The sequence below is a fragment of the Microbispora hainanensis genome, from assembly GCF_036186745.1.
Taxonomy (GTDB): Bacteria; Actinomycetota; Actinomycetes; order Streptosporangiales; family Streptosporangiaceae; genus Microbispora.
Map to the genome: position 1 here is coordinate 4686289 of NZ_CP108086.1, position 22812 is coordinate 4709100.

18 protein-coding genes are annotated in these 22812 nt (G+C 72.6%); 8 read left to right on the top strand and 10 right to left on the bottom strand.

The annotated features are described in order from the left end of the window. Positions 1–293 precede the first annotated feature (293 nt). The 3 genes from OHB01_RS21900 to OHB01_RS21910 all read right to left on the bottom strand — a co-directional run bounded on the left by OHB01_RS21900 (position 294) and on the right by OHB01_RS21910 (position 2997). A complete protein-coding gene (locus OHB01_RS21900; protein ID WP_147943532.1) occupies positions 294–2225 on the bottom strand; it encodes an FHA domain-containing protein in 1932 nt (643 codons plus the stop codon). Between the two features lie 241 nt (positions 2226–2466). After that, the gene (locus OHB01_RS21905) at positions 2467–2625 is read right to left on the bottom strand and encodes a hypothetical protein (RefSeq protein ID WP_168066348.1); all 159 of its coding nucleotides are present in this window, start codon (positions 2623–2625) and stop codon (positions 2467–2469) included. Positions 2626–2640: 15 nt separating this feature from the next. After that, positions 2641–2997 carry a hypothetical protein gene (locus tag OHB01_RS21910; RefSeq protein ID WP_147943531.1) on the bottom strand — a complete coding sequence of 119 codons (357 nt, stop codon included), beginning with the start codon at positions 2995–2997 and terminating at the stop codon, positions 2641–2643. Positions 2998–3156: 159 nt separating this feature from the next. Between OHB01_RS21910 and OHB01_RS21915 the strand changes: the two genes are divergently transcribed. Together OHB01_RS21915 and OHB01_RS21920 are read left to right on the top strand one after the other, a co-directional pair. Then, positions 3157–3870 (top strand): M48 family metallopeptidase, encoded by a 714-nt coding sequence (locus tag OHB01_RS21915; RefSeq protein WP_142650569.1) that lies wholly within the window; start codon positions 3157–3159, stop codon positions 3868–3870. Next, positions 3867–4739 carry a hypothetical protein gene (locus OHB01_RS21920; protein ID WP_142650570.1) on the top strand — a complete coding sequence of 291 codons (873 nt, stop codon included), beginning with the start codon at positions 3867–3869 and terminating at the stop codon, positions 4737–4739. Before OHB01_RS21915 ends, OHB01_RS21920 begins: the two co-directional genes overlap by 4 nt. Positions 4740–4824: 85 nt before the next feature. Here OHB01_RS21920 and OHB01_RS21925 read toward each other — a convergent pair whose 3' ends face one another. From OHB01_RS21925 to aceB, 6 genes are read right to left on the bottom strand one after another with little or no spacing between them, the layout of a single operon-like run. Continuing rightward, positions 4825–5043, bottom strand: a complete 219-nt coding sequence (locus OHB01_RS21925; RefSeq protein WP_142650571.1) for a DUF2277 domain-containing protein — start codon at positions 5041–5043, stop codon at positions 4825–4827. Positions 5044–5071: 28 nt separating this feature from the next. Continuing rightward, positions 5072–5806, bottom strand: a complete 735-nt coding sequence (locus OHB01_RS21930) for an IclR family transcriptional regulator (RefSeq protein WP_142650572.1) — start codon at positions 5804–5806, stop codon at positions 5072–5074. 22 nt (positions 5807–5828) lie between these two features. Beyond that, on the bottom strand, positions 5829–7085 hold the full coding sequence (locus OHB01_RS21935; protein WP_328853908.1) for a (Fe-S)-binding protein: 1257 nt from the start codon (positions 7083–7085) through the stop codon (positions 5829–5831). After that, the gene (locus OHB01_RS21940) at positions 7085–8500 is read right to left on the bottom strand and encodes an FAD-binding oxidoreductase (RefSeq protein WP_328853909.1); all 1416 of its coding nucleotides are present in this window, start codon (positions 8498–8500) and stop codon (positions 7085–7087) included. The genes OHB01_RS21935 and OHB01_RS21940 overlap by 1 nt, the downstream gene beginning before the upstream one ends. Continuing rightward, the gene (locus tag OHB01_RS21945) at positions 8500–9951 is read right to left on the bottom strand and encodes an FAD-linked oxidase C-terminal domain-containing protein (protein WP_328853910.1); all 1452 of its coding nucleotides are present in this window, start codon (positions 9949–9951) and stop codon (positions 8500–8502) included. The genes OHB01_RS21940 and OHB01_RS21945 overlap by 1 nt, the downstream gene beginning before the upstream one ends. A gap of 24 nt (positions 9952–9975) precedes the next feature. Then, a complete protein-coding gene (gene aceB / locus OHB01_RS21950) occupies positions 9976–11565 on the bottom strand; it encodes a malate synthase A (RefSeq protein ID WP_142650576.1) in 1590 nt (529 codons plus the stop codon). Between the two features lie 146 nt (positions 11566–11711). Here aceB and OHB01_RS21955 point away from each other — a divergent pair, with 146 nt between their 5' ends. After that, positions 11712–12392 (top strand): DUF4097 family beta strand repeat-containing protein, encoded by a 681-nt coding sequence (locus OHB01_RS21955; RefSeq protein WP_147943528.1) that lies wholly within the window; start codon positions 11712–11714, stop codon positions 12390–12392. A gap of 9 nt (positions 12393–12401) precedes the next feature. Here OHB01_RS21955 and OHB01_RS21960 read toward each other — a convergent pair whose 3' ends face one another. Then, positions 12402–13754, bottom strand: a complete 1353-nt coding sequence (locus OHB01_RS21960; RefSeq protein ID WP_328709531.1) for an FAD-binding oxidoreductase — start codon at positions 13752–13754, stop codon at positions 12402–12404. A 221-nt stretch (positions 13755–13975) separates the two neighbouring features. Here OHB01_RS21960 and hflX point away from each other — a divergent pair, with 221 nt between their 5' ends. The 5 genes from hflX (at position 13976) to OHB01_RS21985 (ending at position 22786) form a co-directional block, all read left to right on the top strand. Continuing rightward, the gene (hflX, locus tag OHB01_RS21965; RefSeq protein ID WP_240971913.1) at positions 13976–15379 is read left to right on the top strand and encodes a GTPase HflX; all 1404 of its coding nucleotides are present in this window, start codon (positions 13976–13978) and stop codon (positions 15377–15379) included. A gap of 450 nt (positions 15380–15829) precedes the next feature. Further along, positions 15830–17038, top strand: coding sequence for an imidazolonepropionase (hutI, locus tag OHB01_RS21970; RefSeq protein ID WP_142622131.1), 1209 nt, complete (start codon positions 15830–15832; stop codon positions 17036–17038). Between the two features lie 230 nt (positions 17039–17268). Continuing rightward, positions 17269–18123, top strand: coding sequence for a DegV family protein (locus OHB01_RS21975; protein ID WP_142650580.1), 855 nt, complete (start codon positions 17269–17271; stop codon positions 18121–18123). Between the two features lie 614 nt (positions 18124–18737). Continuing rightward, positions 18738–19841: a ComEA family DNA-binding protein gene (locus tag OHB01_RS21980; protein ID WP_205830834.1), complete on the top strand. Its 1104-nt coding sequence runs from the start codon at positions 18738–18740 to the stop codon at positions 19839–19841. Then, entirely contained in the window at positions 19838–22786 is a 2949-nt protein-coding gene (locus OHB01_RS21985) for a ComEC/Rec2 family competence protein (RefSeq protein ID WP_328853911.1), read from the top strand. The genes OHB01_RS21980 and OHB01_RS21985 overlap by 4 nt, the downstream gene beginning before the upstream one ends. The last annotated feature ends 26 nt before the right edge of the window (positions 22787–22812 follow it).

A 22812-nucleotide genomic window follows, 5' to 3' on the forward strand; every position in this document is an offset into this window, starting at 1 on the left:
GCTGTCGTACGGCCGGGTCAGAGCTCCGGAACCGGCTCCGGAACCGGCTCCGGGACCTGGCTCGGTGCCGTCACGGGAGCCACCGGGTTCGTGAGCCGGGGCTACCGAGGGGTAGTGCAGATCGCCAGATATCGCCCTCACTACCCGTTTTGTCCGTTCATAGAGGCCATCCTTTCGTGGGCGCTGTCGCGCCTCTCGCCTCTACTCCGCCGGACGGCCCGGGCCGGTTCCGTGTTTCGCGTAGTGGTTATCCACGCAGTTGGTTTCGTGCGGCTGGGTTTCGCGCAGCGGCGTCAGCCGACCGGCCGCCCGCTCTGCCCGTCCGCCTGCCGTGCGACGAGCGCCCCCTCGGGTGCGGCGGCGGAGGCCGCGGCGACCGGCTGGTCGAAGATGTCGATGTCGACCTCCTCGCCGCCGACCGTCAGCGTCTCCCAGGCTCCGCTCACCAGCAGGGTGTGCAACGTCTCGCTGCTCAGTGCGTTCAGGTGCCGCAGGAGCGTCGCGTCGTCGGGCATGCCGGGCACACGGGGTGACAGGCGGTCGCGGATCTGCCGCAGGCGCTCCATCATGGCTTCGATGTCCGCTTCCCGGTCCGGGGCGGCGCTGCCCTCCTCGATGCCCTGCACGATCGTGTCCTTGATCGCTCGGGTGACCCCCTGCTCGTCGGTGGTCACCATCGCGTTCCACGCGCGGCTCTTGTGCCGATATTGCAGCATCGACATCGCCGCCTCGTGCCGTACGAAGTCGGCGTCGCGGAACGGCCTGCCGCGCCAGTTGCGGTTGAGCGACCTGGCCAGCGAGATGGCCGACGCCAGGCCGCTGTTGAGGCCCCGTCCCGGCCAGAAGTGGATCGCGTTGGCCGCGTCGCCCAGCAGGAACCCGTACGTCCCGGGAGTGGTGGAGGTGGGGGAGAACAACCGGGCGGTGAACCGCGGCCGCTGCACCATGTCGAGCCGGAAGGCGGTGACCGCGCTCACGTCGCCGTCGGCGATGCCGAAGAGCGCGAGCCCTTCCTGCGCCCGCTTCCACAGCGCCGATCCCTTGATCAGGGCGGGCAGGAACAGCGTGTGGTGGGTCGAGCAGTGGAAGTCCCCGTCCTGGGTGCGCTCCATCAGGCAGGGGCTGGAGGCGACGCACTCCTCGAACACGTGCCGTACGGGGTCGATGCCGACGACCTCCGCGGCCTCGTCGTCGGTGAGCCGCATGTTCAGGAAGCCCTCGCCGCGAAGGGAGTTGAGGAGAAACCGGTTCTGCGCCACGGTCAGCAGCACGATCGCCGGGTCGGGCAGGCTGGACTTCACCCGGATCCCCAGCACCACGTCCTGCAGGTGGCGGCCGTCGAGCGAGAAGATCGATTCGTCGGCCCGGCCGAACCTGTCGGTGAAGTGCTCGCGGGTCCGCGAGCGTCCTCCCTCGCAGATGGCGAGCACGTGCTCCTTGGCCACGGTGTCCTGGCGCTCCGCGATGTCGAATTTCTCCGGCACCAGGCGGATGCGGGCGGACCTCTCGTTCGCCATCTCCAGCAGGGTGTCCTCGATGTGGGCGATCCGGATGTTCCGCGGGCCGCAGCCGCGGATGGAGTCCGGACCGGCCGGCCACATCTCGCTGTAGGACCCCTCGGTGAACAGCCGCTGCTGGACGTCCTCCGGGAGGTTCAGATACTGGCGGCTCTGCACGGTCACGACCTGCTGCCGCCGGTTGTTGCCCTGCCTGGCGTTCTTCCACACGACGCGCGAGCCGTCCATGGTCCAGCGGCCGTCGTAGATCGTGATGGTGACGCGCTGCCCCATGAGGTGGTCGAGGAGCAGGGCGAAGGCCAGCCCGACGGGCCCGCCGCCGGAGACGGTGACGTGCAACACCTGCTCCGGCTCGACGTCCGGCGCTGACGGGCGGAACCGCTGCATCAGAGAGGTGTTCAGCACCGTCACGGAGTCGTCGAACGCCTCGAAGCGGAACGTCTCCCCTCCGATGGCGATCGTGTCGCCGGGCTGGAGCACATGCCTGGTGACACGCGTGCCGTTGACCAGCGTCCCGTTGCTGCTGCCCCGGTCGAGGAGCACGTAGCCCTCGGCCTCGCGGCGCAGCTCCGCGTGGAAGCGCGAGGCCCGCTCGCTCGTGATCACCACACTGTTGTCGCCTCTGCGGCCGAAGGTGATCGGCTTGTCGTCGATCGGGAAACGCTGACCGGCAAGTGGACCTTCATGTCCGACGATCGCAGGCGGCATGCTCCGCCCCCTCTCCCTCGCAAACGTCGTGATCATTTATCGTGACACGCTTCCTGTTCGCTGCAAAGCGTCCAAGTCGGGCAGGCGATCGCCTCCGTGCGCGCCGTCGCGCTTTTCGTCCCGCTTCGCCCTGCTTCGTCGGACCGGCCGGGCGGGCGGAAACCGGAGATGACGCCCATGCGGACACTGTCCCGCCCGCCACTTGACGTCCGCTTGGAATCCGGTTGCCCTGCCGGGTGGCCTAGGCGTACGCGAACGCGTCCCGGCGCAGCCTCCCGCAGATCGCGCCGGGATCGCCGAGATAGCGCCAGGGGATCGCGGTCACCAGATCTCCGAACGCCTCGAAGCGCTCCTTGGCCGCGACGTGGTCGCCGGCCAGGGCGAAGGCGCAGGCGAACACGTTGTGGTCCTCCGGTCAGCCCGGCCGCCGCCGGTAGGCCGGATGCCGTACGGAGCGGTCGGCGGCGGCGCGCAACTCGGCCCTGACGTCGGGACGCGTCATGTACACATCGTCATCGCCCCTGTCGAGCGACAGCCACTTCTCCAGGTGCGCCTCGGCGACGAGCCCGCCCAGCGGGCTGCCGGGAGGCGCGTCCGCCACGGCCCGCCGGGCGAAGGCGAACATCTCCTCCTCGCTGCCGAACCATTTCGCGCACAGCCACTGGAGCATCTGGGAGTGGGTGTGCAGGTGCCAGGGGTGCCGGCTCGTCGCCGCGTGGAAGCGCCGCAGCGTCTCCTCCCGCCCCACCCCGTGGCCCCGCGCGCCTCCCATGCCCACCTGACTCCGTGCGCGCCTTTCACCAGGAGCGGCAGCGTCGACTCCCGCTCGGCCGCGATCCATCCGTCGGCCCGGTCCTGCACGCCTTGTACCGACGCGCAGACGTTCAGGTAGAAGGCGCGCGGCCTGCTCCTGCCTGCCGACCGGGCGCCGATGCTGTGGGCGACCGTACGCGAGCTGGCGGCGGAGGCGCGCACCCGGATGCCCGAGGAGATCTGGCTCACCGCGGAGGTCAACGCCGCCGTGCAGGAGGAGCCGCGTTTTCTGGGGCTCTCCGGGGGACGCCGCCGCCTCTACGTCGGCCTGCCGCTGCTGCAGACCATGACGGTCGGACAGATGCGGGCCGTGCTCGCGCACGAGCTCGGGCACTACTCCGAACGCCACACCCGCCTGTCCGTGCCCGCGTACCGGGGCAGGCTGGTGATCGCCCACACCCTGGACCGCATCGGGCCGAACAACCCGGCGGGCTGGCTCTTCCTCGCGTACGCCCGGCTCTACCTCCTGGTCGACCGGGCGGGGTCGCGTCGCCAGGAGCTGGAGGCCGACCTCGCCTCGGCCCGGGCGGCGGGAGCCGACGCGGCGGTCAGTGCGCTGCGCGAGATCCGCGTCCTCGCCGCCGCCTGGGAATTCTTCCTGGACCAGTACGTCCGCCTCGGCTGGGAGTCCGGATATGCCCCGGCCGACCTGTTCGCCGGGTTCGGCGCGCTGGTGGAGGCGCGCCGGGACGAGCTGGAGGAGCTGCGCGCCCGCGAGCCGGACGACAGCGCTCCAGATGGGACACGCACCCGCCCCTGTCAGAACGGCTCGCCGCCCTCGCGGCGGCGCCCCGCACGGCGGCGCCGCTCGACACCCGGCCCGCGGCGATGATGCTCGCGAACATCGCGGAGGCCGGGCGCGCGCTGCAGCAGGTGGCGATCGACAGCGAAGAGCGCACCCTGCTGACCTGGCCCGAGCTCACCGCGACGGCCCTCGCCGAGCAGCTCCAGCGCGACGCCGACGCGATCCTCCGCATGATCGCCCGTACGACCGGCAAACCGGCGGTGGGGCTGGCCGACGTAATCGACGCCATCGCGGCCGGGCAGCTCACGACGATCGCGCAGCCCTTCTTCCCGACCGCCACCCGGCGGGAGGTGGGCCCGCTGTTCGCCGAGCCGCTGGAGACCCTGCTCAGGCTCGCCGCGCTGCGGTCCGGCGTCGCGCGGTGGTGGCACTCCTGGAGCGGCCCGGCCCGCTTCCGCGGCGTACGCTGCGACGAGCTGCCGCTGGGGAAGATCGCGACGCTCGCGGTCAGTCCGGACGGCCTGCGGGCGGCCCTCGCGGAGCTGTCCGCGCTCGGCGTCGACATCCGCCGGGCAGCACCGGCCGACACGGCCCCGAGCACCTTCGGTTCCGCCGTCGTCGGCGGCCTGGCGAACGTGCGGGTGGACGGGGCCGAACACGACCTGTTCGTGCTGACCACCGGGATCGTCCTGGTCGCGAACCCCGGCAAGTCGGACAACGGGCGGCAGCGCATGCGCGACCTGCTCGGCACGACGACCGCGGTGAGCCTGGCCGAGCGGAACCGGTTCGTCGCCTTCGAGGAGATCGAGAGCGTCCGGATCGGCAAGCGGATCCCGCTCGACGCCGAACTCGTGCTCTACGGCGGCGCGACCCTGCGGCTGCGGGAGCGGTGGAGCAGCGACGAACTGGACGACGACAGCCGCAAGCACCTCATCGCCCTGCTGGAGAACATCTGAGCGGTGACTCGGCGGACGAGCGGCAACCACCGGGCGGGCCGGGAACGCTGGAGCGGTTACCGGGCGCCAGGGAACGTCTGACCGGCTATCGGGTGGCCGAGCCGCGCACCTGGAGGGAGGCCAGCAGCGCCGTGCTGGCCTGCGCGATCTCCTCGACCGCGCGGTCGAACGCCTCGGCGTTGTGCGCGGCGGGCGCGCGGAAGCCGGAGATCTTGCGGACGTACTGCAGGGCCGCCGCCCGGATGTCCTCCTCGGTCACCTCGTCGGTGAACGGCGGGCGCAGGGTCTTGATGCTTCGGCACATGACCCCATACTGACCGATCCGCGACCGGTCAGGGGTGGAGGACGGCGGCGCCGAAGTCCTCGGCCACCTTGCGCAGCATCGCGGCCAGCTCCTCGCGGTCGATCGCGTCGATGCGCTCGGCCGGCCCGGACACCGACATCGCCGCGAAGGCCCGCCCGCCGTCGTGGACCGGCACGGCCATGCAGTGGACCCCGCTCTCCTCCTCGCCCAGGTCGAGCGCGTACCCCTGGGCGCGCACCCGGTCGAGCTCCTCCAGCAGCTCGCCGACCGACGTGATCGTCCGGTCTGTACGGCGGGGCAGCCCGGTGCGCCGGAACACCGCCTCCGCGTCGTCCCGCCCGGCCAGCAGGGCCTTGCCGACGGCCGTGCTGTGCGGCAGCACGCGGCGGCCGACCTCGGCGAACATCCGCAGCCTGCGCGGCGAGGGCACCTGGGCCACGTAGACGACGTAGTCGCCCTCCAGCACCGCGAGGTTGGCGGTCTCGCCCGAGAGCTCCACGAGCCTCGCGAGATAGGGCTCGGCCCAGACGGCGAGCATCCGCTCGGCCACGCCGCCGATCCGCACGAGCGCGCCGCCGAGAGCGTAGCGCCGGTCGGACTCCTGCCGGACGTACCCGCGGGCCAGCAGCGTCTGTAACAGCCGGTGGATCGTCCCGTACGGCAGGCCGGTCGTGGCGGCGATCTCCGACAGCCCGGCCTGACCGCCATGCTCGGACAGTGCCTCCAGCACGTCCAGCGCCCGGTCGACGCTCTGCACGCTCACGGCATCCTCCTCCTCGGCGGTGTCATCCTTGACGGGGGGACCATCCCAGGATGCCGGGTTCGAGACCGCGCAGCGAAGCGTCGAGCACCTCGGCCGTGTGCGCGACCCGGATCTCCCCCTTGCCCGCCCTGCGTACGGCGGCCGCGATCTGCATCGTGCATCCCGGGTTGGCCGACACCAGCACGTCCGCGCCGGCGGCGAGCACCCGCTCGGCCTTGCGGTCGCCCAGCTCCCTGGCCGCCTCGGGCTGGAGAAGGTTGTAGGTGCCCGCGGACCCGCAGCAGATCGCGGACTCCTCGATCTCCCGCAGCTCCAGCTCCGGGATCGCGCGCAGCAGCTCGCGCGGCTGCGCGCGCACGCCCTGGGCGTGGGCCAGATGGCAGGCGTCGTGGTAGGCGACCGTGAGCGGCAGCGGGCGGCGCTCGGCGACCGGGCCCAGCTCGATCAGGAACTCCGCCAGGTCGCGGGTCCGCAGCGCCTCGGCGCGGGCCGCCCAGCCGGGCTCGCCGGCCAGCACCTCGGCGTAGTCCTTCATGCTCGATCCGCAGCCCGCCGCGTTCACCACCACGGCGTCCACACCGGCCCGCTCGAACGTCTCGATCGTGCGGCGGGCGAACCTCTTCGCCTCGTCCTCGCGGCCCGAGTGCAGCGACAGCGCCCCGCAGCAGCCCTGCCGGGGCGGGATGACCACGTCGCAGCCCTCCAGCGCGAGCACCCGGGCCGTCGCCGCGTTGACCTGCGGGAAGAACTCGCCCTGCACGCATCCGGTGAGCAGCCCGACCCGCGCCCTGCGCCGCCGCCTCGCCCGCACCAGCGGCGGGAGCCGTACGGGCCGGGGGACGGCGGGGGCCAGCTCGGCCATCGCGCCGAGGGAGGGGTGAACCTCCTCGAGGAACGACTGCAGGCGCCTGATCAGCCGCATGGGCAGCCGCATCGCCCGCAGCCTGCGCCGGTAAGGGAACAACGCGAACACCAGCGCCCGGATCGCGCGCTCGTCGGGGCGGCGCACGTGCTCGCGCTCGACGACCGAACGGGTCTGCTCGATCAGCCGGTCGTACCGCACACCGGACGGGCACGCGGTGACGCACGCCATGCAGCCGAGGCAGGCGTCGAAGTGGCCGGCCATCGCGCCGGTGACCGGCGTGCCCTCGACGTGCTGCCCCATGAGGTGGATGCGCCCGCGCGGGGAGTCCATCTCCTCGCCCCACAGCACGTACGTCGGGCAGGTGGGCAGGCAGAACCCGCAGTGGACGCAGTCCTTGATCAGCTCGGGGTCCATCAGATGCCTCCCGGGAAACGGCCGGGGGAGAGCCGGCGATCGGGGTCGAACCGCTCCTTGACCCGCTGCATCAGGCGGAGCGCGCCGACGTGCCCCCACCGGTCCAGGCGGCGACCGGCCTCGGGCGGCACGGCGAGCACGACGACCCGGCCCTCGCCGTCGGTCTCCATGTGGTCGCGCAGCTGGCTCGTGAAGGCGGCGACCCGTCCGGGCTCGGTGTCCGGCGGCAGGGCGACGTGGAGGACGCTCGCGGCCAGGGAGCCGCGCACCGACGCGCGCACGCCCGCCTCACGGGCCGCCTCGAAGGGGCCGACGAAGCTGCCCGCCAGCCGATAGGGGATGTTCCTGACCTCCAGCAGGATCTCCCCGCCGCCGGTGCTCCCCGTGCCCTCTCCCGCTACTCCGCTCGTCGTGCCCTCGCTGCCCGTGCCTCCGTTCGTCGTGCCCCCGGGTGGCCGGTCCGGCGCCGGCGGCTCGGGCAGGAGTCCCCACCACGGTGGTGGCTCCTCGGTCACCTCCGCCGTCTCGCCCATCAGCCCGCACAGCGCCTTGGCGCGCTCGGCCGCGGCGGCGCCCTCGACCAGGACCGCGACCGTGCAGGGCCCCTCCACATCGGGCCAGTCCACCTCCACCGCACTCGGCTCCAGCGGCGACTCGGTGATCGCCGGGATCGCCGCGTGCAGGGACGCCGCGACGCCCGTGGATGTGGTCTCCAGCGTCTTCCCCTCGTACACGTAGGGCTCGACGGTCACGGTCACCGGCCGTTCGACGGTCGCGGTCACCCAGGCGCGGGCGGCGGGCAGGGGATGGAGGCGGAACGTCGCGTCCGCGATGATCCCGAGCGTGCCGTACGAGCCGGTGAACAGCTTGCCGAGGTCATATCCGGCGACGTTCTTGACGACCTTCCCGCCCGACCTGGCGATCGTGCCGTCGGCGAGCACGACCGTGACGCCGATGAGCAGGTCGCGGGCCGTGCCGTGGCGGAACCTGCGCGGCCCGGCGACGCCGGTGGCCAGCAGTCCGCCGACCGTGGTGCCCGGCACGGGCACGTCGAGCGCGAGCTCCTGCCCCTCCTCGGCGAGAGCGCGCGCGAGCGCCTCCACGGTCACCCCGGCCTGCGCCCGGACGACCAGGTCGCCCGCCGCGTGCTCCATCACCCGGTTCATGCAGCACAGGTCGACGAGCACGTCGCAGCGGCGCGGCGGGGCGCCCCAGTGCAGCTTGGTGCCGCCGCCGGTCGCGACGGCGGCCAGGTCGTGCGCGGCGCACACCCGCATCACGGCCGCGATCTCCTCGGCCGACTCGGGCAGCGCCACCCAGCGCGGCCGAACGCCCGCCACCTCGTCCTCGTCGCCGGCCCCGCGCACGGCCACACCCGTCGCCTCCAGCGCGTCCCTGACGTCCCGCTCGCTCATCAGAACTGCTCCGCCAGACCGGCCTCGACCAGGGGATGGGCGCCCTTGCGCACGCCCGGCGCCTCGCCGCACAGGCGCGGCGTGGGGAAGACCTTGCCGGGGTTGGCAAGCCCCCGGGGATCGAACGCGCACCGCACGAGCTGCATGGTGTCGAGGTCGTCGCCGGTGAACATCCGGGGCATGTAGCGGGCCTTGTCCACGCCGACGCCGTGCTCCCCGGTGATCGACCCGCCGTGCTCGATGCACAGGTCGAGGATGCGCCCGCTGACGATCTCGGCGCGCTCGGCCTCGCCGGGCACGGAGTCGTCGAACAGCACGAGGGGATGGAGGTTGCCGTCGCCCGCGTGGAAGACGTTCGCCACCCGGATGCCGAACTCCTCCTGCAGCCGGTCGATCCCCGCGAGCACGCGCGGCAGCGCGGTGCGCGGCACCACGCCGTCCTGCACGATGTACGCAGGGCTGATCCGGCCCACGGCGGCGAACGCCGACTTGCGGCCCTTCCAGATGGCCGCCCGCTCCTCGGCGGAGGCGGCCACCCGGATCTCGAAGGCGCCGCTGTCGCGGCAGATCCGCTCCACGGCCGCGAACTGGTGCTCCACCTCGGCGCGCGGGCCGTCCAGCTCGACCACCAGTACGGCTCCCGCCCCCGCGGGGTAGCGGCAGTCGACGGCGGCCTCGGCCGCCTCGATCGCCAGCGCGTCCATCATTTCGATGGCGGCGGGCACGACGCCCGCCGCGATGATCGCCGACACGGCCTGCCCGCCCGCCTCGATGCCGGTGAAGGCGGCGAGCAGGGTCGTGACCGCCTCCGGCGCCCGCGACAGCCGTACGGTGATCTTGCTGGCGATGCCGAGCGTGCCCTCCGAGCCGATGAACGCGCCGAGCAGGTCATAGCCGGCGTCCATCGCGGACAGCTCCACGATGTCCCCGTCCGGCGTGACGATCTCGGCGGCGAGCACGTGGTTGACCGTGAAGCCGTATTTGAGGCAGTGCGCGCCCCCCGAGTTCTCCGCGACGTTGCCGCCGATCGAGCAGACCTGCTGGCTGGAGGGGTCGGGGGCGTAGTAGTACCCCTGGTCGCGCACCGCCTCGGTGATCGCCAGGTTCGTCACCCCGGGCTCCACCACGGCCCGCCGGTTCGGGATGTCGATCTCGACGATCCGCCGCATGCGGGAGGTGACGATCAGCACGCCGTCCGTGCGGGGGAGGGCGCCGCCCGACAGGCCGGTGCCCGACCCGCGGGCGACGAACGGCACGCCGTGCTCGCCGCACAGCCGTACGACCGCGGCGACCTGCTCGGCCCCGTCCGGCAGCACGACCACACCGGGGGTCGCCCGATGGACGGTCAATCCGTCGCACTCGTAGGTGCGCAGCCGTACGGGGTCGGTGATGACGGCGTCCGGCGGGAGCACGGCCGCCAGCCGTGCCGTCAGCCGTTCGAGCTCGGACATCGGCTCCCGCTTCCCCTCACATCGTCACGGCATCCGCTCGTACGCCGGAAGCGTGAGGAACTCCGCGAAGTCGTCGTCAAGGGCGACCTCCTTGAACAGCGCCGTGGCCTGCGCGTAGAGCTTCTCGTCGTAGCCCGGCTCGGCGGCGATCCCGGCCAGCTCCTCCTCGATGATCCGCTCGACGAGCTCCCGTGTCACCACCGCGCCGGTGTCGGCCAGTGTGATCTCGTTGTGGATCCACTGCCAGACCTGCGAACGGGAGATCTCGGCGGTCGCGGCGTCCTCCATCAGGTTGTGGATCGCCGCGGCGCCGTTGCCGCCCAGCCAGGCCGCCAGGTAGCGCAGGCCGACGTCCACGTTGTTGCGCAGCCCGGCCTCGGTGATCTCGCCCGGTGTCTTGGAGACCGCCAGCAGGTCCTCGGCCGTGACGTGGACGTCCTCGCGCAGCCGGTCGATCTGGTTGGGCCGGTCGCCGAGCACGGCGTCGAACACCTCGCGGCAGATCGGCACGAGATCGGGGTGGGCCACCCAGGAGCCGTCGAAGCCGTCGCCCGACTCGCGGGTCTTGTCGGCCCGCACCTTTTCGAGCGCGACCTTGTTGACCTCGGGGTCGCGGCGCGAGGGGATGAAGGCCGCCATGCCGCCGATCGCGTGCGCGCCGCGCTTGTGACAGGTGCGCACCAGCAGCTCGGTGTAGGCCCGCATGAACGGCGCGGTCATCGTCACCGCGTTGCGCTCGGGCAGCAGGAACTCCCGCCCCCGGGTGCGGAACTTCTTGATGACGCTGAACAGGTAGTCCCAGCGGCCGGCGTTGAGGCCCGCCGAGTGCTCGCGCAGCTCGTAGAGGATCTCCTCCATCTCGAACGCGGCCGGGTAGGTCTCGATGAGCACGGTCGCCCGGATCGTTCCCCGAGGGATGCCGAGCAGCTCCTGGGCGCGGACGAACACGTCGTTCCAGAGACGCGCCTCCAGGTGCGACTCCATCTTCGGCAGGTAGAAGTACGGCCCGCGGCCCTTGTCGATCTGCCGCTTGGCGCAGTGGAAGAAGTAGAGGCCGAAGTCGAGCAGCGACCCCGACATGCGCGCGCCGTCCACCAGGATGTGCTTTTCCGGCAGGTGCCAGCCGCGCGGGCGCACCACGATGGTGGCCAGCTCCTCGTCCGGCCGCAGCGCGTACGTCTTGCCGCCGGCCTCGAAGTCGATCGTACGGTCGAGGGCGTCGCGCAGGTTGAGCTGCCCGTTGATCGTGTTCTCCCAGGTCGGCGAGTTGGCGTCCTCGAAGTCGGCCAGCCAGACCTTGGCCCCGGAGTTGAGCGCGTTGATCGTCATCTTGCGGTCGACCGGACCGGTGATCTCGACCCTGCGGTCCTCCAGCCCCGGAGCGGGCGGGGCGACCCGCCACTCGGACGCGCGGACGTGGGCGGTCTCGGGCAGGAAGTCGAGCATGCCGCCCGCGGACAGCTCCTCCTGCCGCGCCTGACGTGCAGCGAGCAGTTCCTGACGCCTGGGGTCGAACTCGCGCTGCAAGGTGGCCACGAAGCCGAGGGCCTCGGGGGTGAGGATCTCGTCGAACCGGTCCAGCATGGGGCCCTTGATCTCGACGTCTTCCGCCATTTTCCACCTTCCGGAAAAATAGTTCTGAATCGTGGAATCGACGCTACTTCAGGGAACGTCCGGGGGTCAACGCGGGGGACGGCTCAGGGGATGGTGAGGGACTTCCCCGATGAGAGGGCGCGCACGCATCCCCGAGGATCTAGGGCATGAGACACAAGACGATGGCCGTCGCGGGGGCCGTCCTGGGACTGAGCCTCTCCGTCGCGGCGTGTGACGTGCCACTCAACTTCGGCGGGCAGCAGGCCGTGGAGTCCTACGACGTGAAGGACAAGGTGGCCGTCCTCGACACCCACACGGCGTCGGGCGATGTCGTGGTGAGCGAGAGCGACAGGACCGGCGTTCACGTCACCGAGACCCTGCACTGGCGCGGGGACAAGCCCGCGAACGGCCACTCCGTCGACGGGGACACGCTCAGGCTGGCGTACAAGTGCGACGACTGCTCGGTTGACTACAAGGTGGAGGTGCCGCGTGGTCTCACCGTGAAGATCGACACCGGCTCGGGGGACATCACGCTGCGCGACCTGACCGGCCAGGTGAACGCCTCCGCCGGCTCGGGCGACCTCGACGCGCGGGGGCTCGCCGCCAAGCAGGTCAACACCCGCACGGGGTCGGGGGACATCACGCTGCGGTTCACCGCCGTTCCCGACCAGGTACAGGCCGTGACAGGGTCGGGCGACAGCCGGCTCTGGGTGCCGGACGGCGCCTACAACGTCAACGCGTCCACGGGAAGCGGCGACCGCAGGATCGAGGTCCTGGACGACGACTCGGCGCCGCACACGATCACGGTCAGGACCGGATCGGGCGACGCCGAGGTGCACAAGGCATAGCCGGCCGGGCTATCCGAGCACCGGCTGGTTGGCGCGGAAGACGCCGCCGGGGTCGCGGCGGCGCTTGATCTCGCGCAGCCGGGCCAGTGTGTCCGCGTCGAACGCGGAGGCGGCGGTCTCGCCGCCGTTCAGGTAGGTGAACGGCTTGCGGCCGCTCGTGTGCGGCGCCATCGCCTGGGCGATCTCCGCCATCCGCGCGGTGAGCGCCTGCCCGCCCTCCGGCGACAGGACCGGCCCGACCATGCTCAGCAGGTAAGGCTCGGCGATGTGCCCGCACGCCCCGCCGCCGTCGGCGGGGCGCCTCAGTGCGCCGCCCAGGTGACGCACCTGCACAGTGCCCACGGGGGCGATGCCTCCCACGGCCGAGAGCAGGTCGTCCGCCACGGCGTCGCCGAGCCCGGTCAGCAGCTCGGCGCGGCCCGCGCCGGGCACCGGCTGCGTCGGCTCGGCGCAGATGCCGCCCAGGGCGTCCAGGGGCATCGCCGCGCGGCTGTCGCTCAGCGCGCCGGGGATGTCCTCGAACCGCCGGAGCAGGCCGCGCCCCTCCTCCTCACCGCCCAGGAACGTCGCGTCCACCACGACCGCGGCGAGCCCGCGCAGCGGCTCGGGCACGTGGGGCGCCGCCGGGAACTTCACCATCGCGAACCAGACGGTCAGCTCCTCGGGCGCCGCCGCGGTCACCTCGCGATAGACGGCGAGCACCTCGGGCGCCCGCTCGGCGGGCCACAGCATGCGCCCGCCGTAAAGATGCGGCGCCGGGTGCAGGTCCAGCTCCATCGCCGTGACCAGCGCGAAGTCGCCCCCGCCGCCGCGCAGCGCCCAGAACAGCTCGGGGTCGGATCCGGCGGTGACGCGGGCCTGCGTGCCGTCGGCGGCGACCACCTCGAAGGCGCGTACGGCGTCGGCCGCCCAGCCGTGCCTGCGGGAGAACCAGCCGAGCCCGCCGCCGAGGGTGTAGCCGGTGACACTGACGACGGGGGAGCCGCCGGGCAGGCCGGTCAGCCCGTGCTTGCCGGTGGCGGTCAGCAGCTCGCCCCACTGCACGCCGGCCTCGACCCGGGCGGTGCGCCGCTCCTGCTGGACCTCCACGCCGCGCAGCCGTCCGGTGCGCAGCAGGATCGTCCCGTCGAGGCGGGTCGTGGCGCCGTGCCCGCTCGGCTGCACCGCGACGGGGAGACCGGCCCGGCCCGCGAAGCCGACCACGGCGGCGGCGTCGGCCGCGTCCTCGGCCTCCACGACCGCGGCCGGGCGCTGGTCGACCGCCCGGTTCCACGGCAGTCGCGCGGCCTCGAAGCCGTCGTCGCCGGGGACGTGGACCTGGCCGCGTACCGTACGGCGAAGGTCGGTGCCCAGGGTTGTCACGCTCTCCTCCTGCTGCGTCCGGGGGCGCCGGTCGGCCCCGCTCGTGATCAACCCTGCTACATCCCGTTTGCCGATGATCGGGAATTCGCTCGGCTCCTGGCGAATCGGGCGCATAAGGGAGTGCGTACGTCCGGGGGGTCGTGTCACCATCGACGGGAGGCATCCGGGGCCTGGGAAGGCATCGGGGTGTCCGACTGTTCTGTCTAGTAGAGATGACATATATGCGAAACGAGCCCGAAGACCTCGCCGTGGGCGATTACGAACTGGAAGAGCGCCAGGCGCTCCGCCGCGTAGCGGGTCTGTCGACAGAGCTCGAAGACATCACCGAAGTCGAATACCGGCAGCTGCGGCTGGAGCGGGTCGTCCTGGTCGGCGTCTGGGCGGGCGGCACCGCGCTGGACGCGGAGAACTCGCTGCAGGAGCTGAAGCTGCTGGCGGAAACCGCCGGATCGCAGGTGCTGGAGGGTCTGATCCAGCGTCGCGACCGGCCCGACCCCGCCACCTACATCGGATCGGGCAAGGCGATCGAGCTGCGCGACATCGTCGCCGCGAGCGGCGCCGACACCGTGATCTGCGACGGCGAGCTGACCCCCGGCCAGCTCCGCCAGCTCGAAGAGATCGTGAAGGTCAAGGTCATCGACCGGACCGCGCTGATCCTCGACATCTTCGCCCAGCACGCCAAGAGCCGCGAGGGCAAGGCCCAGGTCGAGCTGGCGCAGCTGCAATACCTGCTGCCGCGCCTGCGAGGCTGGGGTGGCAACCTGTCCCGTCAGGTCGGCGGCCGCGCCGCAGGCGGCGTCGGCATCGGCGGCCGCGGCCCCGGTGAGACCAAGATCGAGCTGGACCGGCGGCGGATCCGCGAGCGGATGGCCAAGCTGCGGCGGCAGATCAAGGAGATGTCGACCGCGCGGCAGACCAAGCGGCACCGGCGGCAGGCCCGCGAGGTGCCCGCCGTGGCGATCGCCGGATACACCAACGCCGGCAAGTCGTCGCTGCTCAACCGGCTGACCGGCGCTGGCGTGCTGGTCGAGGACGCGCTGTTCGCGACCCTCGACCCGACCGTGCGCAAGGCCCGCACCCCCGACGGCCGCCTGTTCACGCTCGCCGACACGGTCGGTTTCGTACGGCACCTGCCCCACCAGCTCGTCGAGGCGTTCCGCTCGACGCTGGAGGAAGTGGGCGACGCCGACCTGATCCTCCACGTGGTGGACGGCTCGCACCCCGACCCCGAGTCGCAGATCGCGGCCGTGCGCGAGGTGCTGGCCGAGATCGAGGGCGCGCGGGACATCCCGGAGATCGTGGTCGTCAACAAGGCCGACGCGGCCGACCCCGTCGTGCTGACCCGGCTGACCATGAAGGAACGGCACAGCGTCGTCGTCTCCGCCCGCACCGGGGCCGGGATCGGCGAGCTCATGGCCGTGATCGAGCGGGAGCTGCCCCGCCTCGACCACGAGGTCAGGCTGCTGGTGCCGTACGACAGGGGCGACCTGATCGCGCGGGCGCACAGCGAGGGCGAGGTCCTGTCACTGGAGCACACCGGCGACGGCACGGTCCTGCACGCCCGGGTCCTCGCCGACCTGTACGCCGAGCTCGACCGGGTGGCCAAGCCCGTCGAGACCGTCTGACGCCTTCAACGGCGGGTCACCTTCGCGTGTCGGTGGCCCGCCGACGGTTGCCCTTGCTACGATCAGGAAAGCCTAATGGGACCTTATGGCGTGGGTAACGACATGACTCCAGGCAGTGCGGTCACCCTATTCAAGGCGTTCGCGGACAACGGATCGGTTGCGTCGAACCTGATCTCGCCGCAGCGTGTGAGACGACTGATGCGCGGCGATGCGCATGATACCGGCGTACGTTTCTGTCGCTAACCCTGTACATCAAGCCCACCTGTGAAATACCGTAACTGAACTGAATCGCCCGGGTTCGAGATCCCGGCGGTAGGGTCATCGCACAACATCGGTGCGCGATGAGGCAGGAGACCCCCCAATGACGTCCGGACGCGAAGCGGACCCGGCGGGCCAGGCGCCCGCAGGCGGGGGTCGTTCGTCGTCCCGGGGTGTGTGGCAGGTGGTCGGATGACCGTTCGCCTTCTCACCAACATCGGCCGGCTCTGGACCGGACACGATGTGTGCAGCAACGCCGCGATCCTGGTGCACAACGACCGGATCGCGTGGGTCGGCCGCGCCGCCGACCTCCCGCAGAGCGTTCCCGGCGTCGTGGACGACATCGTCGACGTCGACCATGTGGAGAACCTCGGCGGCGCGCTCGTCACGCCCGGCCTGATCGACGCGCACACCCACCCCGTGTACGCGGGCAACCGCTACGCGGAGATGGCGATGCGGTCCGGCGGGTCCAGCGCCTCGGCCATCGCGGCGGCGGGCGGCGGCATCGGCTCGACCGTCACCGTGACCCGTGGCACCGACCCCTGGACGCTGTGCAACGGGGTCCGCGAGCGGCTGCGCGAGTGGCTGCTCGGCGGCACCACGACCGTCGAGGCCAAGACCGGCTACCACCTCACCCGCGACGGCGAGCTGGCCGACGTGCGGCTGCTGCGCGAGCTCGAAAAAGAGCCGATGATGCCGCGGGTCCACGTCACGTTCCTGGCCGCCCACGTGGTGCCGCCGGAATACTTCGGCCGCCAGCGCGACTACGTCGAGGCCGTCGCCTCCTGGTGCGCGGACGCCGCCGGCGCGGGGGCCGACAGCGTCGACGTCTACTGCGACGACGGTCACTTCACCGCCGAGGAGGCCCGCTGGGTGCTGGCCTCCGGCCGCAACGTCGGGCTGCTGCCGCGCATCCACGCGGGCGCCTACAACCGGCGCGGCGCCGTCCAGCTCGCGGCCGAGATGGGCTGCGCCTCCGCCGACCTGCTCCACCACGCCTCGGACGAGGACGTCGCCCTGATGGCGAGGTACGGCGTGCCCGCCGTCGTCTGCCCGGGCGCGGCCCTGCAGGTGGGCCACCTCCCGCCGGTGCGCAGGATGCTGGCCCAGGGTGTCCCGATCGCGCTCGGCAGCGACCACAACCCCGGCCACTGCGGCATCACCTCGATGTCCCTGGTCATCAGCCTCGCGGTGGCGGCGTTCGGGATGAGCGTCGGAGACGCCCTGCGGGCCGCCACGCTCGGCGGAGCCCAGGTCCTCGGCGCTCCCGACCGTGGCATCCTCGCCCCCGGCCGCCTTGCCGACATCGTCCAGTGGGACGCCGACCACGAGGGCGCGTTCGCCTGGTCGTTCGGCCTCAAGCCGCGTCGCGTCTGGCGGGGCGGCGTACCGGTCCAGTAACGGCCGGGATTTTGTGACGGACCGGTTTTGCTGACGGACTGGTTTTGGTGAGGACCGGTTTTGGTGAGGACCGGTTCAGCGACGCGCCGGTTTTCGTGGTGGGCCGGTTCAGCGACGGGCGGGATCGTCGGCGTGACCTGAAGGTTCAGGAAAAGGCCGGCCGGTCCAAGAAAAAGCCTGAAGCTGCCTGAAAAGCTTGCCAGGCGATCACCCACGGGTAATCTCGCGATATGTCACCATCTGTCGCTGTCGTCACCGATTCCACGGCGTACCTCGGCGCCGAGGCGACCGGTAGATGGAACATCACCGTCGTACCGGTACAAGTGATCCTCGGTGATCGCGAAATCGACGACGTTACCTCGTTCGACGCCGGTCTTCTCACGCACGCACTCAAGGCCCGCTCGCCGATCGTCACCTCGCGCCCGGCCCCCGAGCGTTTCGCGGACGCCTACCAGCGGGCCGCCGCCGACGGCGCCACCGCGATCGTCTCCGTCCATCTCTCCGGCGCGCTGTCCGGCACCGCGGACTCCGCACGTCTGGCCGCGCGAGAGGCCTCCGTGCCGGTCGAGGTCGTCGACAGCGGCTCGATCGCCATGGGACTCGGCTTCGCGGCGCTGGCCGCCGCGGGGGCGGCCGCGGCGGGGGCCCCGGTCGCCGAGGTGGCCGACGTGGCCCGGCGGCGGGCCGCCTCCACGAGCACGTTCTTCTACGTCGAGACGCTCGACTACCTGCGGCACGGCGGCCGCATCGGCCGGGTGGCCGGCCTCCTGGGATCGGCACTGTCGATCAAACCGCTGCTGCGGATGGCCGACGGCGAGATCGGGGTCCTGGAGAAGGTCCGCACCGGGAGCCGTGCCCTCGCCCGCCTGGAGGACCTTGCCGTCGAGGCGGCCGGGGACCGGCCCGTCGACGTGGCCGTGCAGCATCTGATGGCGGCCGAACGGGCCGAGGCGCTCACCAAGGGCCTGACGGCGCGACTGCCCAGGCTCGTACGGATGTGGGTGGCCGAAATCGGCCCGGTCCTCGGCGCCCACGTCGGCCCCGGCATGCTCGGCGTCACCATCGCCCCCGCCACCCTGGACTGAGCCCCGCCTGAGCCCCGCCTGAGCTGCGCTTCGCGCCGTGCCGCGCGCTGGGTCGTGCTTTACGCTGAGCCGCGCCTGGGTCGCGCTGGGTCGCGCTGAGCCGTGCCGTGCTGTGCTGAGCCGTGCCGCGCTGGGTCGTGCCCCATGCTGAGCCGCGCCGTGTCGCGCCGGGCACGCCGGGCACGCCGGGCTGCACTTCGCGCTGAGTCACGCTGGGCCACGATGCTGTGCCGAGCCGTGCAAGTGCCACAACTCCGCAGTCGCGCACTGCCCCACCCCACCTGCCCGTGCGCTCCTCCCAATCCCCGCCGCGCCGCCGTGCTGCGACTGCGTCCGTACCCTGCCACGTGTTGTGCCGCACGGTGCTGTGCACGGGTGCTGTTCGGGACGTGCAAGCGCCGCATTTCCGCAGTTGTGCGCTGTCCCACCCCGCTCGCGCGCGTCCCAACCCCGCCGCGCCTCCAGGCCTGTGCGGCGCCCCGACCTGCGGTGTGCCGTTGGCCGCGTTGCGCCGTGGGGCGGTGAGCTTGACGGGCGACCGGGGGTTCGCAGGTTATCCACAGAACCACGTTCGGTGACGAGCGGGGTCTCGGCGAGTCCCTACCGTCCATGGCGTGCGAAGCAAGGAGTCTCCTGGGGCCGCGCGTGGCGTCGTCGGCGAGTCCCGCCTGCGCGCGCTGCTGCGTCCACTCGATCCGGTTCCCCCGTCCGCCCGCCTGCGATCGACGCCGTCCCCGCCCGGGCCGCCGCCGTCGTTCGGCGCTCCCCACATCGTCCGTACGGAGACCTACGTGCCCGAGCATCCGACGGAGGCCGAGGACGGCCCCTACCGCGAGGAGACCTTCATCCTGCCCGAGGAGGCCGCAGATCAATGGGCGGGCCGCCCAGACGGGTCGGCAGGACGTTCCGGCGTGCCAAGCACATCCGTGCCAGACCTGAGAACGCGCGGACGGGCGGCTCTCGGTCGCGCCCTGCCACGGCTCGATCCGGGCATGCCCGGGCTGCGGGTGCTCGTGGCCGCCGGGCTGCTCGCCGCGGTCGTCACCGGGGTCCTGGCCTGGCGGTCGAGGCCGGTGGCCGAGCCCATCGCCCCGCCGCTTCCGGCCGCCGCGGTTCGCGACCTTGGTTCTGCCGCAGATCATGGCGCGGATTCCGCTGCCGGCCGCGACGTGCCGCCTGGTTCGGCGACGCCCGCGTCTCCGGGCCCGGGAGCCGACGGCGGGCCGGGCGCGACGGCCTATGTCGCGGGTGCCGGTTCTTCCACGGTCACCACCCCGGGGTCGCCCGCGCGGGTCGTCGTTTATGTGACGGGCAAGGTTCGCCACCCGGGAGTGTTCGTCCTCGCGTCCGGCGCGCGGGTCGCCGACGCGATCGAGGCCGCAGGAGGTCTGCGGAAGGGCGCGAAACCGGGTGCCATCAACCTGGCCCGGCGTCTGGTGGACGGTGAGCAGATCGTCGCCGGAAGCCCGGCGGCGGCCGGTGCGGACTCCGCCTCCGTCCCTGGATCGACCATGGTGCCCGGAGCGGGCGTGGTGAACCTCAACACCGCCACCGCCGAGCAACTCGACGCGCTGCCCGGGATCGGCGGCGTGATCGCGCAACGGATCGTCGACTACCGGAACGCGCACGGAGGCTTCCAGAGCGTCGACCAGTTGAAGGAGGTCCCGGGCATCGGAGACAGGAAGTTCGCCGAGATGCGCGACAAGGTCTCCGTGTGACCGCCGTCGGCTTCCCTCACGGCCTGACCGGGGACCACGACGAGCCGGACAGCGGCCCGACGGTCTGCAGTGAGGCCGGGTGCGCTGAGCGGGGGTGTGCCGGGCGGGGCTGCGACCTGCCGGGGTGTGCCGGGTCGGGGTGTGCCGGGTCGGGGTGTTCCGGGTCGTGGCGTGACGAACCGGGCGACGAGCCGGGCAGCGAACCGGCAGGGCGCGACGAGGCTGGACAGGGCCGGGCGGTCTCCGGTCCGGTGGCTCTGGCCGCTCCGGCGGTGGCCGCCTGGCTCACGGCGCTCGTGCTGCTCGGCTGCTCCGCCGTCGCCGGAGCTGCCGTGGCACTGGCCGCGACCATCGCGGGCGCGGTCATGTGGGCGACTGCGTGGACCGCCGGGCGGCGCGGCAAGCGGGCAGGTGGGAGACTCGCCGACCTGGTGGGAGCGCCGGGGGCCGCGCTCCGGACCGCCCTTGCGGTGCTCGCGTCCACCGCCGTCACGGCCACGGTGACGGCGTTCATGGTCCACCGGGTGACGACCGGGCCGGTGCCGGACCTGGCCCACCGGAGCGTCTCGGTGACCGCGGAAGCCGAGATCACCGACGATCCGCGCATCCGGCCGCACCAGGGCGGGGTGTCCCGGCGGGAGACGGCGGTCGTCCAGGCCCGGATGCTGCTCGTGTCGGCCGCTCGGGAGCGGTACGCCGTGGACGTGCCCGTCGTGCTGCTCGGTCCGGCCGACGGCTGGCGTCCGCTGCTGCCCAGCCAGCGGGTCAGGGTGCGCGGGCGGTTGAGCCCGGCGGAGCAGGGTGAGCCGGTCGCGGCCGTGATGCTCGTCCGGGGGCTGCCCGAGCCGATCGGCACGCCCTCGGCCGTTCAGCGTACGGCCGGGGTGCTACGCGAGGGGCTGCGGGAGGCGAGTGGCGTGCTGCCGGACGACCAGCGCGGGCTGCTGCCCGGCCTGGTCGTCGGCGACGTGTCACGCCTCGACGAGGAGGTGCGGCTCGACCTGGTGACGGCGGGCCTGAGCCACCTCACCGCCGTATCCGGCACCAATCTGGCGATCGTGGCGGGTGCTGTGCTGGTGTTCGGGCGCTTCGCCGGCCTGCCCCTGGCACTCCGGGCCGTCGTCGCGGTCATCGCGATGATCGCTTTCTCGGTCGTGGCGAGGCCGTCGCCGAGCGTGCTGCGGGCCCTCGTCATGGGAACCGTCGCCGCCGTGGCCCTCGGCACCGGCCGCACCCGGGACGGTGTGGCCGCCCTGTCGGCGACCGTGCTGGGGCTGGTCGTGTTCGATCCCGGGCTGGCCCGTCAGTGGGGCTTCGCGCTGTCGGTGTTCGCGACCGGCGGCATCCTGATCCTCGCGCCCCGATGGCGCGACCGTCTGACGGCGCGCCGGGTGCCCCGCCTGCTCGCCGAGGCCCTGGCGGTGTCCGCCGCGGCGCAAGCCGCGGTCACGCCCCTGCTGGTGCTGATGTCGGGGCGGCTCGATCTGGCGGCGGTCCCGGCCAACCTTCTCGCGGAGCCCGCGGTGGCGCCCGCGACTGTGCTGGGGTTCGGGGCCGCCGTGGTCGCTCCGGTGAGCATGGACCTGGCCCGGCTGCTGGTGCGTCCTGCCGGGTGGGCGGTCGGCTGGATCATCGCGGTGGCGCAGCGGGCGGCGGACCTTCCGTTCGCCTCGGCGGAGTGGCTCGGGGGAGTGGCGGGCGTCGCCGCGCTCGCGGCGGCGGCCGTCGCGGGATGGCTCGTGCTGCGTGGCCGTGCGCGAAGACGCCTGGTGGCGGCGCTCTCCGCTGGGGCGCTGCTCGCCGTGCTCGTGGCCGTGCCGGTGGTGTCCCCCTGGCCGCCGCCGGGATGGCTGCTGGTCGTCTGCGACGTCGGCCAGGGGGACGCCTTGGCGCTGGCGGCCGGTCCCGGCCGGGCCGTGGTGGTCGACTCCGGGCCGCAGCCGGGCCCCGCCGATCGGTGCCTGCGTGCTCTCGGAGTACGACAGGTGCCGCTCGTGGTCCTGACTCATCCCCATCTCGACCATGTCGGCGGGCTGCCGGGCGTGCTGCGCCGCCGGGCGGTGGGGGCGGTGGTCGTGAGCCCGAGCCGCGTGCCCGAGGGCGAGGCCGTACGGGTCTCCGCGCAACTCAGGGCGGCGCACATTCCGGAATGGCAGGCCGTCCCCGGAATGCGGTGGCGGTTCGGACCGAGCGAGATCACCGTGCTCGCCCCCGAGCCCGGTGTGGGGCCGCAGGGCCCCGGCGAGGGGGCGGTGTCCAACAACGCCAGCGTCGTGCTGCTGGTCCGGTGGTTCGGACCGTCCACATCGCCCGGCGGCTCGCCCGCGGCGCCTGGCGGGTCGCTCGCAGCACAGGGCACAGTGACAGCGCCAGGCGCTGCGGGAGTGCAGGCTCCGGCAGCGGAGGGGGCCGCGGGAGCGCAGAGCGCAACGACAGCTTCCGGCGCTGCGACAGCATCCGGCCCAGCCGCAGCGCCTGGAGTGCCCGGAGCGTCGGCGGAGGCGGCAGCCCCCGGAGTGCGGCCGGTGGCGGGGCCGATGGTGGGGCCGGTGGCGGGGCCGGTGGCGGGGCCGGTGGTGGGGCCGATGAAGGGGGCAGTATCGGGGCCGGCTCTGGGGACGGCCCTGCTCGCCGGTGACCTGGAGACGGAGGCGCAGGAAGCCCTGGTGCGGCGCGGCCTGCCACGGGTCGACCTGTTGAAAGTCGCTCATCACGGCTCGTCTCGACAGGCACCTGCCTTTCTCGCCGCCACGGGCGCGCGGGCCGCTCTCATCAGCGTCGGCGCGGTCAACGACTATGGGCATCCCGCCCCGCTGACGCTGCGGCGCCTGCGCTGGCTGGGCATGCGCCCCTACCGCACCGACCTGTCCGGGGACATCGCCGTCGTCGCCACTGACGACGGCCTCGCGGTGGTCGTACGGGGCAAAGGAGCGCGAGCCAGGTGAGAAGGCGAGGGAGGGGTGGCGGTGGA

What these genes read in the sequence shown, in the direction of transcription:
- OHB01_RS21900 (WP_147943532.1), bottom strand. Translation starts at nt 2,225, where the DNA reads ATGCCGCCTGCGATCGTCGGACATGAAGGTCCACTTGCCGGTCAGCGT.
- OHB01_RS21910 (WP_147943531.1), bottom strand. Translation starts at nt 2,997, where the DNA reads ATGGGAGGCGCGCGGGGCCACGGGGTGGGGCGGGAGGAGACGCTGCGG.
- OHB01_RS21915 (WP_142650569.1), top strand. Translation starts at nt 3,157, where the DNA reads ATGCTGTGGGCGACCGTACGCGAGCTGGCGGCGGAGGCGCGCACCCGG.
- OHB01_RS21920 (WP_142650570.1), top strand. Translation starts at nt 3,867, where the DNA reads ATGATGCTCGCGAACATCGCGGAGGCCGGGCGCGCGCTGCAGCAGGTG.
- OHB01_RS21925 (WP_142650571.1), bottom strand. Translation starts at nt 5,043, where the DNA reads ATGTGCCGAAGCATCAAGACCCTGCGCCCGCCGTTCACCGACGAGGTG.
- OHB01_RS21935 (WP_328853908.1), bottom strand. Translation starts at nt 7,085, where the DNA reads ATGGACCCCGAGCTGATCAAGGACTGCGTCCACTGCGGGTTCTGCCTG.
- OHB01_RS21940 (WP_328853909.1), bottom strand. Translation starts at nt 8,500, where the DNA reads ATGAGCGAGCGGGACGTCAGGGACGCGCTGGAGGCGACGGGTGTGGCC.
- OHB01_RS21945 (WP_328853910.1), bottom strand. Translation starts at nt 9,951, where the DNA reads ATGTCCGAGCTCGAACGGCTGACGGCACGGCTGGCGGCCGTGCTCCCG.
- aceB (WP_142650576.1), bottom strand. Translation starts at nt 11,565, where the DNA reads ATGGCGGAAGACGTCGAGATCAAGGGCCCCATGCTGGACCGGTTCGAC.
- OHB01_RS21955 (WP_147943528.1), top strand. Translation starts at nt 11,712, where the DNA reads ATGAGACACAAGACGATGGCCGTCGCGGGGGCCGTCCTGGGACTGAGC.
- hflX (WP_240971913.1), top strand. Translation starts at nt 13,976, where the DNA reads ATGCGAAACGAGCCCGAAGACCTCGCCGTGGGCGATTACGAACTGGAA.
- hutI (WP_142622131.1), top strand. Translation starts at nt 15,830, where the DNA reads ATGACCGTTCGCCTTCTCACCAACATCGGCCGGCTCTGGACCGGACAC.
- OHB01_RS21975 (WP_142650580.1), top strand. Translation starts at nt 17,269, where the DNA reads ATGTCACCATCTGTCGCTGTCGTCACCGATTCCACGGCGTACCTCGGC.